This is a genomic window from Streptomyces sp. NPDC059567, assembly GCF_042735655.1.
Classification (GTDB): domain Bacteria; phylum Actinomycetota; class Actinomycetes; order Streptomycetales; family Streptomycetaceae; genus Streptomyces.
Genome location: NZ_JBHWBS010000003.1, coordinates 111,102 through 129,589, shown reverse-complemented (window position 1 = coordinate 129,589; position 18,488 = coordinate 111,102). Strand labels below are relative to the sequence as shown.

Sequence of the window (18,488 nt, the reverse complement as noted above, 5' to 3'; positions counted from 1 at the left end):
ACGCCTCACTCCTTCGACAGCGGGCGGTCCTCCGTCACCTGGGCCGCGGAGATCGGTTCGGTGGACGGCTGGTACCCGCCCTTCTCCCCCGGCACGGCCGGTTCCAGCCCGAAGAGCGCGCCGACCCCCATCGGCGGCATGTCCCCGTAGAGCCCGTGATACGCGCCGGGCCGGACCGAGTACATCTCGTGCCAGATGCCCACGGCCCCGTTGCTCGCGAAGTACCGCCGCCAGTACGCGCTCTGAGCGGGGCGGTGCCGGCGTGCGGACTCGGCGGCGTACGCGCGGATGTCACCCGCCTTCCGCCAGTACTGGACGATGGTGACCTCGCCGAACGAGGGCCCGAGGAGCATCCGGTAGCCGAGGAACCCGCTCTCCGGATCGGCGCGGAGCTCCTTGATCATGCCGGGCATGGCCAGGAACACGGGCAGCCAGCCACGGACCGAGCGCCAGCGGTTGACCCGGGCGCCGATGAGGAAGACGGCCACCGGTTCGCCGTTCGCGGCCATGAAGCGGCCCCGGCGCACCCGGCGCCGCTCGGCACGGATCTCGGCGCCGCCACGGTTCCACTCCGGCGCGGCGACGAGCCGTAGTCCGTGTGTGAAGTCGGACCCCATTGCCATGGTTCACCCACCTCCCGTTATTGGATAGCTGAACTATCCTTGGAGGGCGGAGTAGAACTCCCGGGTAACCGTGTCGAGATGATGGGAACGGTGAAAGTCTTTGCGCCTCTCCGAGCTGAGCGACCGCGGCGGTGTGTCCGTGGCCACCGTGAAGTACTACCTCCGCGAGGGACTCCTGCCGCCCGGTACGCCGGTCACGGCCCGGCAGTCGGAGTACGGCGAGGAGCATCTGCGCAGACTGCGGCTGGTGCGGGCGCTCCTCACGGTGGGCGGGATGACGATCCAGCAGGCCAGGGACGTCCTCGCGGTGGCGGACGACCCCGCCTTCGGCCGCCATGAGCGCGTCGGCATCGCCGCGTACATGCTCGGCCCCCAGATCGCACCGCCCGACGCCTCCGACCCCGAGCGCGCACTCTGGGACGAGGCCTTCGCCGAGATGCGCGACCTGCTCACCGCGATGGGCTGGTACGTGAACGAGGAGGCGCCGGCGCTCGCCGCGCTGACCCGGGCGGTCGTGACGCTCCGCTCGCTGGGGTACCGGGGCGGCGTCGACGACATCCGGCGGTACGCCGAGGTGATGCACCCGATCGCCGCCGAGGAGTACGCGGTGATGGAGGAGTACCCGGTCCTGGAAGAGGCGATCGAGGCGGCCGTCGCGTACACGATGCTCTACGAACCGATCCTGCTGGCCCTGCGCCGACTGGCGCACGAGGACGTCTCGGCGCATCTGTACGGGATTTCGCCGCCGAACCCTCCACTTTCGTCACCTTGACGAAAAGACCCCGAACCCCTATCGTCACCATGACGACAAGGGGGAGTTCTCCATGGCAGACATCACCCGCCGCGCCGGCTGGCGCCATCTGCGGTCCGCACCCACCGCGCACATCCGCCACCACCGGCGCGGACGCCTCGTCCACGACGGGACGGGGCTCAGCTTCTGGTACCGCTCCCTGTCCGCCGCGCTCTCCGAAGTGCCGGTGAACGACCGGGAGTTGGCGATGGCGTTCCACGCGCGGACCGCCGACTTCCAGGACGTGAGCGTGCAGTCCACCGTCACGTACCGGATCGGCGAACCGGAAGCCGCCGCCACCCGGCTCGACTTCTCGATCGATCCGGACACGGGCGCGTGGCGCGGCGCCCCGCTGGAGCAGATCGCGACGCTCCTGACCGAGACGGCGCAGCAGCACGCTCTCGACGTCCTGGCCCGCACCCCGCTCGCCGCGGCCCTCGTCGACGGTGTGGCAGCGGTGCGGGACCGGATCGCGGACGGGCTCGCGGCCGAGCCGCGGCTGCCGGCCACCGGTATCGAGGTGGTGGCGGTACGGGTGGTGGCGATCCGTCCGGAACCGGAGGTCGAGCGGGCGCTGCGCACGCCCGCGCGTGAACAGATCCAGCAGGAGGCCGACCGGGCCACCTACGAGCGGCGGGCCGTGGCGGTCGAACGCGAGCGGACCATCGCCGAGAACGAGCTCGCCAGCAAGATCGAACTGGCCCGGCAGGAGGAGCGGCTCGTCGACCAGCGCGGCACCAACGCACGCCGCGAGGCGGAGGAGAGCGCCGCCGCCGACTCCGTACGGGCGGAGGCGGAGGCGCTGCGGAAGGTCCGGCTCGCGCGGGCCGAGGCGGAGGCGGCACGGGAGGTCGGCGAGGCGCGGGCGGCGGCTCAGGCGGCCTGGCTCCGGGTGCACGGGGAGGTCGACGCGGCGACGCTGCATGCACTGGCGGTCACCCGGGCGGCGGAGAACCTGCCCCGGATCGAGCAGCTGACGCTCTCGCCCGACGTGCTGACCGGGCTGCTTGCGAAGCTCGGCGGCGGCGGGACTTCGTCGTGAGCCTGGCGCCGCGGGCGGTGCTCGTGCACCGCACGACGGAGTACGAAGCGCTGCTCGCCCGCCACGGTACGCACGGACAGGCCGCGTTCTTCCTCTCCAGCCGGGGCCGGGGCATCGAGGACGTGCGGGAGCGGCACGAGCGGAACCGGCGGGCGCTGGCGGAGGTGGCGGCGGCGGTGCCGCTGCAGTGGCGGCAGGCCCGGGTGGAGCGGGCGGATCTGGACCGTTTCCTGTTCGGCCCCGAGGACGTGGTCGTCGTGGTGGGGCAGGACGGTCTGGTGGCCAACGTCGCGAAGTACCTGGACGGGCAGCCCGTCATCGGGATCGACACCGACCCGGGGCGGAACGCGGGCGTCCTGGTACGGCACCGGGCGTCGGACGCGCGGGCGTTGCTGGCGGGGGTCGAGCGGACGGGGGCGGACGAGCTGACGATGGTGGAGGCGGTCACAGACGACACGCAGCGGCTGCTCGCCCTCAACGAGATCTATCTCGGCCCGCCCGGCCATCAGACGGCCCGCTACACGCTCACCGTGGAGGACCCTGAACCGGCGACCGAGCCCCAGGCGTCCTCGGGTGTCCTGGTCGGTACGGGCACGGGCGCGACGGGCTGGCTCCGCTCGCTCTGGCAGCAGGGCTCCAGCCCCCTGCCGCTGCCGGTCCCGACGGACCCGCGCCTCGCCTGGTTCGTCCGCGAGGCCTGGCCGTCCCCGACGACCGGCACGACGCGGGTGGAGGGCGTGCTGAGCGCCGGACAGTCCCTCCACCTGACGGTGGAGTCGGACCGCCTGGTCGCGTTCGGCGACGGGATGGAGTCGGACGCGCTGGAACTGACGTGGGGCCAGACGGTACGGGTGGGGGTGGCGCGCACGGCGTTGCGGTTGGTGGGGTGAGGCGGGGGCGACCAGCGCGGCGGGGAGTGGAGCGGAACGGCCTCGCGCGGCAGCGCGCAGCGGCTGCCCGGCGTGCGTCGACGGCACGCGCCGTCGACGTGACAGCGCGCGGCACAGCGAGACGTGACAGGGCGGGACGGCCTGGCAGCGCATGAGAGCGCGGCGTCGCCGGCGTCGCGTGGCAGCGTGCGCAAGGCCTGGCAGCGCGTGAGCGCGCGGCGTCGCGTGGCAGCGTGCGGACGACCAGGCAGCGCGGCGCGCGTGCTGCCTGGCAGTACGCATGCTGCCTGGCAGTACGCGGACGACCCGGCCTCGCGCACCGTCCGCCAGACGGCGCACGGACTGCCTGTCCGCGCGCGCCGTCGGCCCGGCGCGCCGTCAGCACGGCGTCCCGCCCCGCCTCGTGGCGGGAAATGGTCGGCGCATGATCTCCGGCGCCGCCGTGCTCGCTAGGATCGGGCCGCTTCGTCCGGTTCGCCCCCCGCCGCCCCGTGCTTCACCGGCAGTCGAAGGAACACCCATGCCCTCCCCCGCCCCCGACACCCTCCTCATCGCCCCGGCCACCCTCCAGGACTGGGAGCTCGTACGTACCTGGGCGGCGGAGGAGGGATGGAACCCGGGAGCCTCCGACGCCCCGGCGTTCTTCGCGCAGGACCCGGAGGGGTTCTTTCTCGGCCGGATCGACGGGGAGCCCGTCTCCGCCATCTCGGTCGTCAACTACAGCGACCGGTACGCCTTCCTGGGCTTCTACCTCGTCCGTCCCGACCTGCGCGGTTTCGGCCACGGTCTGGCGACCTGGCGCGCCGCGCTCGCGCATGCGGGCGAGCGGACGGTCGGCCTCGACGGGGTTCCGGACCAGCAGGACAACTACCGCCGCTCCGGCTTCTCCCTGGCGTACCGCACGGCCCGGTACGTCGGTGAACCCGTCACGGCAGGTGGCCGCACCCCGGACGTGGTCCCGGCCGCGCAGGTCGACCCGGCCGCCCTCGCCGCGTACGACAGCGCCTGCCACCCCGCCGACCGCCCGCGCTTCCTCACGACGTGGCTGACCACTCCGGGCCATCGCGCGCTCGCCCGGGTCACCGACGGCCGCCTCACCGGATACGGCGTGGTGCGGCCTGCCGAGGACGAGGCGCGCATCGGGCCCCTGTTCGCGGACACCCCCGCCGACGCGGCCGCCCTGCTGGACGCCCTGTCGCAGGAGGCGCGGGCCTTCGGCTCACCACGCGTCGCGATCGACATCCCCGAGGCCAACCCCATCGCCGCCCGGCTCGCCGAGGAACGGGGTCTCGAGCCCACCTTCGAGACGGCACGCATGTACACGGGCGCGGTCCGCCCGGTGGCGCGGGAACGCGTCTTCGGCATGACGACCCTCGAACTGGGCTAGGACGTGTCCGGCCCTCATCGACAAGACACCCCCTAGGACGCCTTCACCACCGGGTCCTTCGCCAGTGGCTTGTTCTCGCACCCCAGGGCTTCCGTGACCTCGCGCGTCATCAGATACAGGAAGGTGAGCTGGCGGGCCTTCATCTCCTGGTCCACGTCCTTGCCCCGATTGACCGTGAGCGTGGCGTCGGCGCGGAGCACGGCCTTGCGCGAAGGTTCGCTCAGCTCACCACCCAGATCGCACGGAACCCGGAGCTCCGAGGCAAGGTCCTGGCTTTCTCCCCTGACACCACTCACGTCGTAGAGCGAACCGGCCTGCGCGGGGTCTTCACCCGGCTCCTCGGCAGGGGCCCACGCGAAGCCGAGAACCACGCGTTCGTCGCTGTCCTCCGGAAGGAAGGTACACAAGTAGGCAGGGGCTGTACCGGACTTCTCCCGCCGTTCCTGCACGTCCTCTTTGAGCTCCGCCACAAAGCGTCGATCCGACATGATGACGTTTGTTTTGAAATCGTCCGTACCGAGCACGTGGCGCAACGACGTGCCCGCATCGGAGTCGGCGGGCTGACCACACATTCCTTCGACGCGGGTGTCGGAGCCCCCCGACGAGCAGGCGGAAGCAGCCAGCACGAGCGCCACAGCGGCCGCGGACCGCGCAAGAGTCCGAGTGCGATGCGTACGCCGCGTCATGAGCGCCATTGTTCAGAATCCTTCCGTTTCCCCTGCCGGGAAGGGGCGACCCGTTCCGTCCTCACCCGCCGAACAGTGCGACATTACGGGACCGGCGATCTCCGCCAGTAAACCGGTGGCGCCTCGCGGGGCCGCTGATCACCTCCACCAACGCCGCCCGCGCCCGACCGCGTTCACCCTGCGGTGATGCCCTGCCGCGAGGGCTCCTCCCTGCCGTCCCCGTACGCGCCCCTCACCCTCCCCCCACCCCCCTCGGGGGGTGACAAGGGTTTTCCCCGTATCGGGTTCATCTCGGCTTTCCCTACTGTCTGCCGCACCGGCAGATCCCATCCCCCGAACCACGCACCCCGCAGGTGATCAGGTCGCCTGTCAGGTGCATGAGGGGACGAGGGTGGTGTCCGCCGGTGACGGCCTTGACCCGGGCCGTCGCGCCGGTGGCGGCGCACGGGCCCCCCAAGCCCAGGGACCGGCGGACCGCAACCCCACGTCGCACCCCGTTCCCGCGCCGCCGCCACTGCTCCGCACCTACGTCGTGCTTGAAAGGGAACACCTTGAACAGTTCCAGGCGGAGAGTCATATCCGTCGTGGTCGCGAGCGCCGCGATCGTCGGCGCCGCTGCCACCTCCACCGGGGCGTTCGCCGCCGCCCCGGCCGCTGCGACCCCGAAGCCGGCTCCGGCTTCGCAGACGATGACCGCGCTTCCCAGCGCCCCCGTCGAGAAGGTCATCGTCACCTACAAGTCCAAGACCGCCGAGGCCGGTTCGAACGCCGCCGCCAAGAGCGACGCGGCCGCCAAGGGCGCCGAGACGGGCGAGAGCCTCTCCTTCGAGCGCCGCCTCGCCGGCGGTGCCGCGCTGGTCGACCTGGGCGACAGCGCCACGAAGCAGGACGTCACCGAGGTCATGGACGCCTTCCGCGCCGACCCCTCGGTCGCCTCGGTGGAGCCCGACATCCGCGCGTACGCGATGGCGGTCACCCCGAACGACACGGACTACGGCAAGCAGTGGGACCTCTTCGAGGCCACCGGCGGCATGAACGTTCCGCCGGCCTGGGACAAGACGACCGGCTCCGGTGTCACCGTCGCCGTGATCGACACCGGCTACGCGGCCCACTCGGACCTGGCGACCAACGTCGTCGCCGGCTACGACTTCATCTCCACCTCCGCCGACGCCCGCGACGGCAACGGCCGTGACGCGGACGCCAAGGACGAGGGCGACTGGAACGCGACCGACAACGAGTGCGGTCTCGGCTCCAAGGCCTCCAACTCCTCCTGGCACGGCACCCACGTGGCCGGCACCATCGGCGCGGTCACCAACAACACCAAGGGCATCGCCGGCATCGCGTACAACGCGAAGATCCAGCCCGTGCGCGTCCTCGGCAAGTGCGGCGGTTCCTCCGCGGACATCGCCGACGCCATCACCTGGGCGTCCGGCGGCACCGTGCCGGGCGTCGCCGCCAACGCGACCCCGGCGAAGGTCATCAACCTGAGCCTGGGCGGCGCCAGCTCCACCTGCCCGAGCGTCTACCAGAACGCGATCAACGGCGCCGTCTCGCGCGGTACCACCGTCGTCGTCGCCGCGGGCAACAGCAACGCCAACGCGTCCGGCTTCACGCCCGCGAACTGCTCGAACGTCATCACCGTGGCGTCGACCAGCCGTGAGGGCAACCGTTCGTTCTACTCGAACTTCGGCTCCATCGTGGATGTGGCGGCCCCGGGCGGCGAGACCCGCCGCGCGACCGACACCCCCGGCACCGTCACCACCCCCGAGAACGGCATCTACTCCACGCTGAACTCGGGCGCGACGACCCAGTCGGCCGAGAACTACAAGCCCTACCAGGGCACCTCGATGGCCGCGCCGCACATCGCCGGCCTGGCCGCCCTGCTGAAGTCGGCGAAGACCGGCCTCACCCCGGCCGAGATCGAGTCCGCGATCAAGACCAACGCCCGTCCGCTGCCCGGCACCTGCACCGGCGGCTGCGGCACCGGCATCGCCGACTCCGCGAAGACCGTGGACGCCGTCACCACCACGACGCCGCCGGCCGGCAACGTCTTCACCAACGCGACCGACGTGACGATCTCCGACAACACCACCGTGTCGTCCTCGATCGCCGTCACCGGCCGCACCGGCAACGCCCCCGCCGCCCTCAAGGTCGGCGTGGACATCAAGCACACCTGGCGCGGGGACCTGGTCATCGACCTGATCGCCCCCGACGGCACGGTGCGCAACCTGAAGGCGTCCAGCGGCTCCGACAGCGCCGACAACGTCGTGACCACGTACACGGTCGACGCGTCGAGCGAGGTCGCCAACGGAACCTGGAAGCTGCAGGTCCGCGACGTGGCATCGGGTGACACCGGCTACATCGACTCGTGGAACCTCACCTTCTAGTTCCCACCCGAACCACCCCCCACATCAGCATCATTGCTGGTCAGCGACGCGCTCGTGGTCTACACCACGGGCGCGTCCTGGCGTGGTCTCCGAGGCCGGCTGTCCGAATGCCGGACAAGGGGCCTGGACTGCGCGCGTACGCTCCGTATTCTCTGCCCCACGGGGCTCACGGGCAGGGCCCGAGCGCCGGAGGGTGGTGGACACGTGACGACAGCGCCGCACCTCCCCCTGCGCCCCGCGGGCGTGGGAGGTCCTCCGGCACCGGTCGGCCGGGAGGAACTGCTCTCCCGCCTCGAACGCGTGCTGCACACACGCGGACGCGCCCTGCTCACCGGCCCCGCGGGCGTCGGCAAGACCGAGGTGGCCCTGGCGGAGGCGGCCCGCGCCGAGTCCCGCGGCGAAACGGTCCTGTGGCTCCCGACACTTCCGGCCGACCGTGACATCCCGGGCGCGGTGGCCGCCGCGCTCGTGGCCTCGGTGGCCTCTACGGTGACCTGGCCGGGGATGACGACGTCCGGAACGATGCCGCCCGTCGGCCCGACGGGCCCGACCGGACTCTCCGCCCCGACCGGCCAGACCGGCCCCGCGAGCCCCCGCGAGATCCCCGCGCCGCGCGCCGAGCCCACCTCCGACGGCGGCCCCACGGGCGGCGACAGCCTCACTCACGATCCCGGCGCCTTCCGCACGGCCGTCGGCCCGGTCACCACCTCCGGGGTCTTCGCCGGACTGCCCGGACCACAGCGGACCGCCGTCGCCATGCTCTGCCGCGAGGCGCCGCTGCACGACGGCGGATGGGACCCGATCGCCCTGCGCCTCGGCATCGCGCAGATCCTGCGCGCCCTCACCGCCCGCGGCCCCGCCCTGCTCGTCGTCGACGGTGTGCAGCACATCGACGCGGACAGCGCCGACCTGCTGCGCTTCGCCCTCCATCTCGCCCCGCCCGCGCTGCGGGTCGTCGCGGTCGAGACCCCGGAGGCGTACGGCTCCGAGGACGTCCACGACACCCATCTGTGGGTGCCGTCGGAGGCCGACATCCTGCTCGTTCCCGCTCTGCATGCCGACGAGATCGCCGCGTTGCTCATCCACCACCGGCTGCCGTCCCGGATGGCGGGCCGCATCCACAAGGCGAGCGGCGGCAACCCCCGTCTCGCGCTCGCGGTGGGCCGTTCGCTGGCCGACGCCCGTACCCCCGTGCACCACGCCGAGGCGCTCACGCTCTCCGGCCGGGCCCGCGACCTGGCCCGGCAGCTCCTCGGCACGGCGCCGCCGAACGTCCGCGAGACGCTGCTCTTCGCCGCGCTCGCGCTGCGCCCGACGGCGGCGCTGATACGCCGGGCCGGGCGGCCGAACGCGGAGGCCGACCTCGCGGCCGCCGAGCGTGCCGACCTGGTCTCCCTCGCCGAGGACGGCACGGTCGCCTTCACGGCCGGGCTGCTGCCCTCCACCCTGGTCCACGACGCCTGCTGGGCCGAGCGCAGCGCCGGGCATGCCGCGCTCGCCGAGGTCGTCGACGACTCCGTCGAAGCGGTACGGCACCGGGCGCTGGCCACCGACATCCCCGACGAGGCCCTCGCCGCCGAGGTCGCCGCGGCCGCCGATCTCGCCCGGCGCCGGGGCAACAGCGCGCTCGCCGCCGAACTGGCCCTGCTCGCCGCCGAGTCGACCCCCGTCCAGCACGGGGCGCAGCGGATCACGCGACTCGTCGACGCCGCGGAGGAGGCCGCGCGGGCCGCCCGGGCCGACCTCGCGATGCGGGCGGCGACCGATCTGCTGGCCCGGGACGCGGCCCCGTCCGACCGGGTGCGCGCCAGGCTCGCCGTCCTCGACACCGCCGGCCAGGGCCTCACCGGGCTCGACGAGATGTACGTACACGCGATGGAGGACTCCGAGGGCGACACCGCGCTGCGGGCGGGCGTACTGCTCCGACTGGCCGTCAAGTACGTGCTGGCGGACGGGGATCCGCTGCGCTCACGGGTCGCGGCCGTCGAATCGGCCGCGCTGGCCGCCTCGATGGGCGATCCCCGGACGGCCGCCCAGGCCCTGACCGTACAGGCGCGGATGGACCGGGCGCTCGGGGCCTCGGACGCGGAGTCCGTGCTCGCGCAGGCCCGCGGCCTGGAGATGGCCGAGCGTCCGCTGGGTATCCGCAACGCCGCACAGATTCTGACGATCCGTCACGCGCTCTTCGACGACCGGCTGATCGACGCCCGCGATCAGCTGAACGCCCTTCTCCCGCTGGTGCAGCGGCGCGGTTCGGTGGAGGACACCATCGAGCTGTTCTCGACGCTCGCCGCGATCGAGGCCCGGATCGGGGCGTGCCCGGCGGCGCTCGTCCATGCCGGTCAGTCCCTGGCACTGACCCTGGAGGCGGGTCTCTCCCCCGGCCCCGCCTGGTACACGCTGGCGCTCGCGGAGACGGCCGGCGGCAGCTTCGGGCGGGCGGCGAGCTATGCCCGGCGCAGCGTCCAGGCGTCGGAGGAGGAGGGGGACCGGGTCTTCCTCTCCCGCAGCCTCTACGCACTGGGCCGCGTCCAGTTGGTCAACGGGGACGTCGCCTCGGCCCTGGAGACCCTGCGGCGGGTGCAGGCGAACGAGCGGGCCCAGTCGACCGTCGACCCGTCGATGCTGCGCTGGCACGAGGAGCTGGCCGAGGCGCTGCTCGCCAACGACGCGGCGCGGGAGGCGGCGGAGCTGCTGGCCGAGGTGCGTCCGGTCGCCGAGCGGCTCGGCCGTACGACCGTACTCCTCGGCTGCGACCGGGCGTACGCGCAGTATCTGGCGGCGTGCGGGAAGACGGACGAGGCGGCGGAGCTGCTCGCCCGCACCGCCGAGCGGTTCTCCGAGGCCGGGCTGCCGCTGGAGCACGGGCGGGCGCTGATCGCGCTGGCCCGGGTGGAGCGGCGGCGCCGGCGCCGGTCGGCGGCGCACGGCGCACTCCAGTCGGCGGCGGTGGTGTTCGAACGCGCCGGCGCGGCTCCCTGGCTGGCCCTGACGAGCGAGACGCCCGCGGGCGAGGACGCCCCGTCGGCGCTCTCGTCGCTGACGGACGCGGAGCTGCGGCTCGCCCATCTGGTCGGGCAGGGGGCGAGCAACCAGGAGGCGGCGGCCAAGCTGTATCTGAGCGTGAAGACGGTCGAGGCACGCCTCACCCGGATCTACCAGAAGCTGGACGTCCGCTCGCGGGCGCAGCTGGCGACCGCGCTCCGCGGCTGACGCGGGCGGGAGTGTCCGACCGTCACACGGTGAAGGGCTTCTGGCCCAGGAACGCGGACGTGGGGCTTCCCGTCATGTAGAGGTTCGGGCTCTGCGTGGCGGGCAGCTTGCCCTGGATCGCGCGGTGGAAGGGCCGGTATCCGCCGCGGAAGGCGCCCTCGTCCCAGACGCCGAGCAGCGCCTCGGTGAAGGCCCCGTTGACCGGGCCGTCGGAGGCGACCTGGTTGTCCTGGCAGGCCGAGATCAGGATCGCGGGCGGTCCCGCCGCCTCGCCGTCGGGGGACGCCTTCCGGAGGGAGTGCTGCAGCTCCTCGAAGAACGCCCGGTCCCGCTCGAAGATCTCCTGCTGCTTCGGTACGGGCATCAGCCGGACGCCCGTCTCGGGCAGGGGTGCGCCGGGCAGCTCGATGGCGCTGCCGCTGTGACAGCAGTCGAGCAGGGCGAAGATCCGGACGCCGTCGGCGAAGCCCCGGAACTCCTGGTGCAGCTCGTCGTCGAGGAACTGCCGGTCGTACAGGACGAGGGTCTCGTCGAGTTGGTCCGGTTCGTCGTCCGGCCCGGTGACGTCGGGCATCTGTCCGCCGTGACCCGAGTAGGTGAAGAGCAGGATGTCGTCGGGGGCGAGCTTGGCCGCCGCCTGGCGCAGCGCGGCGGTGACATTGTCGACCGTGCAGTCGGCGGTGAGCAGGACGGTGTCGGAGAAGCCCGCGGCGCGGGCGATCCTGGCCATGTCGTGGGCATCGTTCTCGCAGGCCACGAGGGCGCCGTCCCAGCCGTCGTAGGCGTCGGGGTCGACCTTGTTGAGTCCTACGTGGATGGACAGTCCGGCTGGCATGGGGTGCCTCCTTGGGGGTGAGGGAGGGAGGCTCCGGGGGCGGCTGATCGAGTGGCCTGCGGCCCGGTGCCGAGCGCGACCCTTCATGCGCGGTACTTACATCGTATGAAACAGACCGATCCCCCGTCCTCTCCACCGCCCCCGCGTGCGGGTGGACCGCGCCGAGACTCGCTCGCCGACCGGACCGGATACGACGAGAACTTCCTCGGTCCCGTCGTGCCGCTCCCCCTGCCCGTCCGCTCCTCGGTGGAGACGGTGACGCTGCCGTACACCCACTTCACCGTGGTCTTCCGGCCGGACCGGCGGCTCGCCGCCTCGACCGCGGTCTGCATCGAGGGGGCGCAACTGGCCGAGGACGTACCCCGGGACGACGTGTGGGAGTTCGATCCGCGGCTGCCCGAGGAGCACCAGGCCGGCAACGACGTCTACCGGAACAACAGTCTGGACCGCGGGCATCTGGTGCGCCGGCTCGATCCGGTGTGGGGCACGCCGGCGGTGGCGGGCCGGGCCAACACCGACACGTTCCACTACACGAACGCCGCCCCGCAGTCAGACGTCTTCAACCAGGGAAAGCAGCTCTGGCAGGGCCTGGAGAACTATCTGCTCGACCATGCGGCCGAGTTCGACCGGAAGCTGACGGTGCTCACCGGCCCGGTGCTGCACGACTCGGACCCGCCCTACCGGGGTGTGCAGGTGCCGCTGCGCTTCTGGAAGGTGGCCGCGTTCATGCAGGACGGGGCGCTGGCCTCGACCGCGTACGTCCTCGACCAGAGCCCCGATCTGAGCCGGGACGCCGAGCGGGCGCTCGCCGGGGCGAAGGCGGGCGCGCCGCCGCCGCTCGGCCCGTTCCGGACGTACCAGGTGCCGGTCTCGGACGTCGCGGAGATCACCGAGCTGGAGTTCGGGCCGCTGCCCGATGTCGATCTGATGCCGGCGACACGGGCGCCGGAGGACCGCTGGCGGCGTCTCGAATCGTTCGACGACATCGCCATGCAGGGCTGACCGCCGCCGGGCCGCCGAAGGATCGCCCGTTTGCCACGGTCCCTGCCCGGTGAAACGATTGGGCTGGCAGGTTTCAGTCAGTCAGTCAGTCCGTCCCCGGCCTTCCGGAGTGACGGCCGGGCAGGTGCCGTATGCCGCTCAGCGAAACGGAATGGGGACTCGTCACGAGCTGGGTGCGGGAGTACCTTCTCGACACCCCCGATCCCCTCACCCGACTGCGGCACAGCGGCCTCTCGCAGGACTTCGTCGCGGATCTGGAGCTCGCTCCGGACCGCGACGAGAACGCGCGGCTGGTCGTCAGGGCCGCGCGCCGGGACGTCGCCCACCAGCGCCGGCTGCTCGACGTGCTGGCCGGACTCGACGGCCTCACCGGCGCGGGCAACGCCGAGGCCAGGATCCTGCTGACGCGCCTGCGGGAGGACGAGGCGGTACTGCACTCCGCCCGGGACCCCTTCCGCACCCTCGTCCTCGCCAACGGGACCGAGGTGTTCATCGACCGGCACGAGCTGCGCGAGAAGCTCCGCGCCTTCGTCGCCGACCCGGAGCAGACGGTCCTGGTCGTGGACGGCGAGCCCGACAGCGGGCGCTCGTACTCGTACCACCTCATCCGGCACCTGGGGCAGCACTGCGGCTTCCGTCCGGTACGGGTGACCCTCTCGCGCACCTCCACGGCCGCGCGCCTGGTGGAGCGGCTCGACGACTTCGTGGCGCCTCCCGGTACGGACCGAATGCCGTTGAATCCCACACAGTTGAACGATCCACTGCCCGCGATCGACGACGCCGTGCACCGGATCGTCAGCCGGGCGACCGCGGCGGAGGAGCAGTTCTGGCTGGTCCTCGACGAGTGCGACAAACTCGACCCGAACGCGGACGTCTGGGACTGCATCGGCAAGCTGGCGCTCGCCGTCTATGAGCACACACCGGCACGGAAGGCGGCCGTGCCCCGCCTCGTCCTGCTCGGCTACTCACCCACCATGCGCCAACTCCCCTACGACATACGCAAGAACGAGTGCCGGGACACGGCCCGTGTCGTCGGCGAGGACGATCTGCGGGAGTTCTTCCGGGAGTTCTTCACCCAGGAGCGCCCGGCGTCCGACGCCGCCGCGATACCGGCCCTGGTGGACGTGGCGGTGACCGAGGTCCTCCGGGCGGTCGACACGCCCGGTTCCGGCGACAGTTACATGCGCCGGGTGTGCACGGCGGTGGAGGAGACGGTACGGCTCTCCCGCTCCCTCACCCCCGGCGGCGACCTCACCGGAGTGCTCCACCGGGCCATGCGGGACACGACCGGGTCGCCGCCGCCCGCACCCCCCGAACTGCGCACCGCCTACCGGGAGGCGGCCTGCCTGCTCGACGCGTTCGACCCCACCCGGCTGCGACTGCCGGACGAGAGCCGGCCCACCGGGCGCGCCGCCCTGGCCCTCGTCGACGACTGCACCGCGCTGCCCTCGCACCCGTCCCCGTCCTGGACCCTGAAGCCGGAGGTCCGGGAGCTGACGCTGAGCGGACTCGCGGGCCCGGAGGCAGCCCGGCGCGCCCTGGAGGCCAACATCGGACTCGTCCCGGAAGGTCCGGGCCCCGAGCGCGCGGCGCTCGCCCTGCTGTCCGGGGTCACACCAGGCCTGCCCCCGGCCACTCCGGACCCGCCGGGGGTGGCAACCGACCCGCCAGGGGTGGCACCCGACCCGTCCGGCGGGGCGATCGGTGTCCGTCCCGGCGTGGCCGCGGCCGCTCGTGACCTGACCGGGGTACCTCCGGACCTGTCCGGCGCGGCACCCGGCGTGCGTGGCGCCCCTCCCGACGCGCCCGCGGTGGCACCCGACCCGTCCGGCGCCCCTCCCGATCCCGGCCGGACCCGCGATGTCGAAGCGCTCGCGGACACGCTTCAGGCCGTGCTGTGGCTGAGCCGGGTCCCCGGCACGACCGGGCTGCCCGACGTCGACGACGTACAGCACCGCCTGGAGCGCGCGCGTCTGCTTCAGCCGCTGGAGCGGCTGATCCAGGAGACCGTCCACGGACGGCAGCGTGAACTCGACTCCCTGCGGGCCTACATCGCCCTGCCCGCCGAGCCGGCCGAGCCGCCCGTCCTCATCCACGGCGTGGGCGGCGTCGGCAAGAGCACGCTGCTCGCCAAGTTCCTCGTCGAGAGCCTCCACGAAGCGCCCGCCGGATTCCCCTTCGTCTTCGTCGACTTCGAGCGGCCGACGCTCTCCATCCACGAACCCGCCACCATGATCGCCGAGTTCGCCCGCCAGCTCGGCATCCAGTACCCGCACCACCGTGCCGCGTTCGACGCGCTCGCGGACGAGTGCGAGGAGACCGCCGCCTCCCAGCGGGGCGAACGGAACCAGCTGGACGAGCTGTTCCAGCTGTCCACCACCCGCGCGACCCTCGGCCGCGACTACTCCGCCGGGTTCCACTCCCGGGCCAGCGCCCGCGAGCAGGAGCTCGCACGGCAGGTCGCCGAGCTCGTCGCCGAGGCCGTGCGCGGCCCGGCGGGCGCCATGGACCCTCCGCTGGTGATCGCCCTCGACTCCTTCGAGGAGGCGCAGTACCGGGGTTCGCCCGTGATCGGCCGCATGTGGGCGATCTGGACCGCCCTGCGCGCCGCCTATCCACGGCTGCGGTACATCGTCTCCGGGCGGGCTCCCATCGACCACCCCGCGAGGGTCCTCACCCCCCGCACCATGGAACTCGGCGAACTGGACCAGCAGGCCTCCGTGGACCTGCTGATGGCCTCCGGGGTGGAGGACGAGGCGGTCGCCCAGGACCTCGCCGACCGGGTCGGCGGCCATCCGCTCAGTCTGAAACTGGCGGCACGCACGGCCGTGATCCTGGGAGCGCGGTCCGAGTCGCTCGGCGACCTCCTGTCGAGCCTGCCGTCGCGCAAGCGCTGGTTCCACCACCAGGTCGACCGGATGCTCATCCAGGGCACGCTCTACGACCGCATCCTGAAGCACATCGCGGACGACGCGGTCCGCACCCTGGTGCAGGCGGGTCTGGCCCTGCGGGTCATCACCCCGGAGCTGATCCAGGACGTCCTCGCCGAGCCCGCAGGACTTCACGTCACCTCGCCGCAGGAGGCCCGCTCCCTCTTCGGACGGCTGGTCTCGCGGGCCGACCTGATGGAGTCGGCGGGGCCGCAGGCCGTACGGCACCGGATGGATCTGCGCTCGATCATGCTGCGGCTCTCCGACAGCGCGCGTACGGATCTGATGCGGGCCGTCGACCACCGCGCGGTGGAGTTCTACTCCGCCCGCGAAGGCTCCGCCGCGCGCGCCGAGGAGATCTACCACCGGCTCCGCCTCGGCCAGAACCCCCGTGCGGTGGAACGGCGTTGGCAGTCGGGCGTCTCCGGGCACCTGGTCGGGGCGGACCGGGACATGCCCGCCCGTTCGGCCGCCTTCCTGCTCGGGAAGATCGGCGGGCACGTACCGGACCGGATCATGGCCGAGGCCGACCAGGAGGACTGGGAGCGGATCGCCGCCCGCGAGGTGGAGGACCTGCTCACCCAGGGCTACGTGGAGGCGGCGTCGGAGCGGCTGGCCGAGCGGCAGCCCTGGACGCCGTGCAGCAGGCTGCACGGGCTCCTGGTGGAGACGCTGGCCAGGTCCGGACGGCTGGCCGAGGCCCGGCAGACGGCCGAGACGGCCGTGGACCGGGCGGAGGAGGCCGGGTGCTCGGAGATGCAGCTGGAGCTGCTCCAGATCTCTGCCCGTCTCGCCCAGGACCAGGGCGACTTCGCGGACGCCGACCGCGATCTGCAGGAGGCGGAGGACCTGGCGGCCGGCCTCGGCCTGGCCCATGAGTCGATGGGCGTCTTGGTGGCCAGGTCGCGACTGGCGGTGCTCTCCGACGAGGGTTCCGCCGAGACGGACGCCCGCCTCGCCGGCGCCCTGCGCGGTATGCCGGACGCGGAGCTGGCCCGGCAGCCTCACCTGGCCAGGGCCGCGGCGGCCACGGCGTCCAGGGTCGATCCTCAGCTCCTGGAGCACACCCTGCGGCTCGTGGGTCTCCCGGCCGACGACGACGCGGTGGTCGACGCCCTCGCCCGCTGGATCGAGACCGCCATGGTCGACGAGCCCCAGCTGCGCGAACCCCTGACACGAATCCTCGAATCGGCGGCGGGAGCCTCGCCCCAGGAGCCTCCGGTCGGAGCAGCGGTGCCCGGTGCCGTGGGCGCGCCCGGCATGCCGTACGCGACGGTGGAGCAGGCCCTGTGGGAGGCGCACAGGCGCGGCACACTGGACAGCCTCGCGTGGCGGGCGCTCATGCTGCGCGACCGGAGCGGCGATCTGGTCGAGGGGGTGGCGGCCGCCATGGACGCGGGTTCCCCGGCGCGCGGCCCGCTCACTGAGCCCGGCGCGGGCGGCGGGAGCGGTCCGGGGCTGTGGTCGCAGCCGCCGCCCGACTCGGCCGAAGCGGCGGTGCGCAGCGATCCGTACCTGTCCGTCGAGGAAGTCGTACGGGTCCGCAACGCCGCGCTGGAGGCCGGGCTCGCCGAGAACGCCGTACGGCCCCTGCTGTTCGCGGGCATCACGGCGCACTTCCGGGCGAGCCTGCCCACGATGGACACCCCGCTGCGGCAGCTCCACTCCGACCTGAACACGATGAACCAGGTGGAGCGGCTGATCGACGGGACGGTGCCGCTGGAGGTCTGGCTGCGCAACGCCCTCGCCCAGACCGTCGAGGCGGGCCCGTTCACCGTCCTGCAGCGCGCCATGGACGACGTGGCACGCGACTCCGCCGGGGAGCCCGACATGCCGCCGGAGATGATGCCCGGCGAGACGAAGGAGGAGATCATCTTCCGGGACGACACCGTGCCGTTCGAGTTCCTGCACGGCGGCGTCCTGGCCGGTGCCTCGGTCGCGCGCATGAAGGTCCCGCCGTACGAGTCCGGCCGTCCCCAGCAGCCCGCCTACCCGCATGCGGGTACCGGCTGGATCATCGCGCCGGGGCTGCTGATCACCAACCACCATGTGGTGAACGCACGTACCCGCTCGCCCGGTTCACGGCCGCAGGTGGCCGAGGAGGACCTCCGGCTCCAGGTGGCCAACTCCCGTTCGCGCTTCGACTACGGCGCCGACGAGATGGAGACCGAGGAGGTCACGGCGGGCGCCCTGCTCGCGTGGGACGAGGCGCTCGACTACGCGGTCCTGCGGCTCTCGGACGGGCTGCCGCCCCGGCCGATGCTGCGGATCGCGACCGCCCCGCTGCTGCTGACCGGTACGGAACCGGTCGCGGTGAACATCATCCAGCACCCCGGCGGACAGCCCAAGCGAGTGGCGCTGCGCAACAACCTCGTCTTCCAGGCGGACGAGCGCGACGTCCGCTACTTCACCGACACCCGCAGCGGTTCCTCCGGTTCACCGGTCTTCACCGACGACTGGACGGTGGTGGCGCTCCACCGCGGCACCCGCCGGATGGAGGAGGTCGACTTCCAGGGCAGGAAGACGGCGTTCGTGAACGTCGGCACGCAGATGAGCCGGATCCTGGCCCATCTTCGGGAGAGCAGCGTGGAGTTGTACGAGGAGATCACCCGAGCACAGACGGCCACGGCCCCACAGGACCACGAGTGGGCCGCGTGAGAACTGACCTATGAGGCGTGCCTCGTGAGGAACTGAGGAGGAGGT

11 protein-coding genes are annotated in these 18,488 nt (G+C 72.6%); 8 read left to right on the top strand and 3 right to left on the bottom strand.

All coding sequences use genetic code 11. The annotated features are described in order from the left end of the window. Positions 1 to 5: 5 nt before the first annotated feature. Positions 6 to 623 carry a DUF4188 domain-containing protein gene (locus ACFVZW_RS03080; RefSeq protein WP_384515890.1) on the bottom strand — a complete coding sequence of 206 codons (618 nt, stop codon included), beginning with the start codon at positions 621 to 623 and terminating at the stop codon, positions 6 to 8. A 100-nt stretch (positions 624 to 723) separates the two neighbouring features. Between ACFVZW_RS03080 and ACFVZW_RS03075 the strand changes: the two genes are divergently transcribed. The 4 genes from ACFVZW_RS03075 (at position 724) to ACFVZW_RS03060 (ending at position 4,732) form a co-directional block, all read left to right on the top strand. Further along, positions 724 to 1,395 carry a MerR family transcriptional regulator gene (locus tag ACFVZW_RS03075; RefSeq protein WP_384515887.1) on the top strand — a complete coding sequence of 224 codons (672 nt, stop codon included), beginning with the start codon at positions 724 to 726 and terminating at the stop codon, positions 1,393 to 1,395. A gap of 52 nt (positions 1,396 to 1,447) precedes the next feature. Then, positions 1,448 to 2,455: an SPFH domain-containing protein gene (locus ACFVZW_RS03070; protein WP_384515884.1), complete on the top strand. Its 1,008-nt coding sequence runs from the start codon at positions 1,448 to 1,450 to the stop codon at positions 2,453 to 2,455. Next, a complete protein-coding gene (locus ACFVZW_RS03065; RefSeq protein ID WP_384515882.1) occupies positions 2,452 to 3,345 on the top strand; it encodes a hypothetical protein in 894 nt (297 codons plus the stop codon). The genes ACFVZW_RS03070 and ACFVZW_RS03065 overlap by 4 nt, the downstream gene beginning before the upstream one ends. Before the next feature lie 520 nt (positions 3,346 to 3,865). Beyond that, entirely contained in the window at positions 3,866 to 4,732 is an 867-nt protein-coding gene (locus tag ACFVZW_RS03060; RefSeq protein ID WP_384515879.1) for a GNAT family N-acetyltransferase, read from the top strand. Positions 4,733 to 4,764: 32 nt separating this feature from the next. Here ACFVZW_RS03060 and ACFVZW_RS03055 read toward each other — a convergent pair whose 3' ends face one another. Continuing rightward, positions 4,765 to 5,367 (bottom strand): hypothetical protein, encoded by a 603-nt coding sequence (locus tag ACFVZW_RS03055; RefSeq protein ID WP_384515877.1) that lies wholly within the window; start codon positions 5,365 to 5,367, stop codon positions 4,765 to 4,767. 740 nt (positions 5,368 to 6,107) lie between these two features. Between ACFVZW_RS03055 and ACFVZW_RS03050 the strand changes: the two genes are divergently transcribed. After that, a complete protein-coding gene (locus ACFVZW_RS03050; protein WP_384516033.1) occupies positions 6,108 to 7,805 on the top strand; it encodes a S8 family serine peptidase in 1,698 nt (565 codons plus the stop codon). Between the two features lie 204 nt (positions 7,806 to 8,009). Then, a complete protein-coding gene (locus tag ACFVZW_RS03045) occupies positions 8,010 to 11,018 on the top strand; it encodes a LuxR C-terminal-related transcriptional regulator (RefSeq protein WP_384515875.1) in 3,009 nt (1,002 codons plus the stop codon). Between the two features lie 22 nt (positions 11,019 to 11,040). Here the strand turns inward: ACFVZW_RS03045 and ACFVZW_RS03040 are convergent, their stop codons facing one another. Beyond that, positions 11,041 to 11,853 carry a caspase domain-containing protein gene (locus ACFVZW_RS03040; protein ID WP_384515872.1) on the bottom strand — a complete coding sequence of 271 codons (813 nt, stop codon included), beginning with the start codon at positions 11,851 to 11,853 and terminating at the stop codon, positions 11,041 to 11,043. Positions 11,854 to 11,958: 105 nt separating this feature from the next. On the opposite strand from ACFVZW_RS03040, the gene ACFVZW_RS03035 reads away from it, so the two are divergent. Together ACFVZW_RS03035 and ACFVZW_RS03030 are read left to right on the top strand one after the other, a co-directional pair. Beyond that, positions 11,959 to 12,855, top strand: coding sequence for a DNA/RNA non-specific endonuclease (locus tag ACFVZW_RS03035; protein WP_384515869.1), 897 nt, complete (start codon positions 11,959 to 11,961; stop codon positions 12,853 to 12,855). Between the two features lie 131 nt (positions 12,856 to 12,986). Then, the gene (locus tag ACFVZW_RS03030) at positions 12,987 to 18,443 is read left to right on the top strand and encodes a trypsin-like peptidase domain-containing protein (protein WP_384515867.1); all 5,457 of its coding nucleotides are present in this window, start codon (positions 12,987 to 12,989) and stop codon (positions 18,441 to 18,443) included. Positions 18,444 to 18,488: the final 45 nt, after the last annotated feature.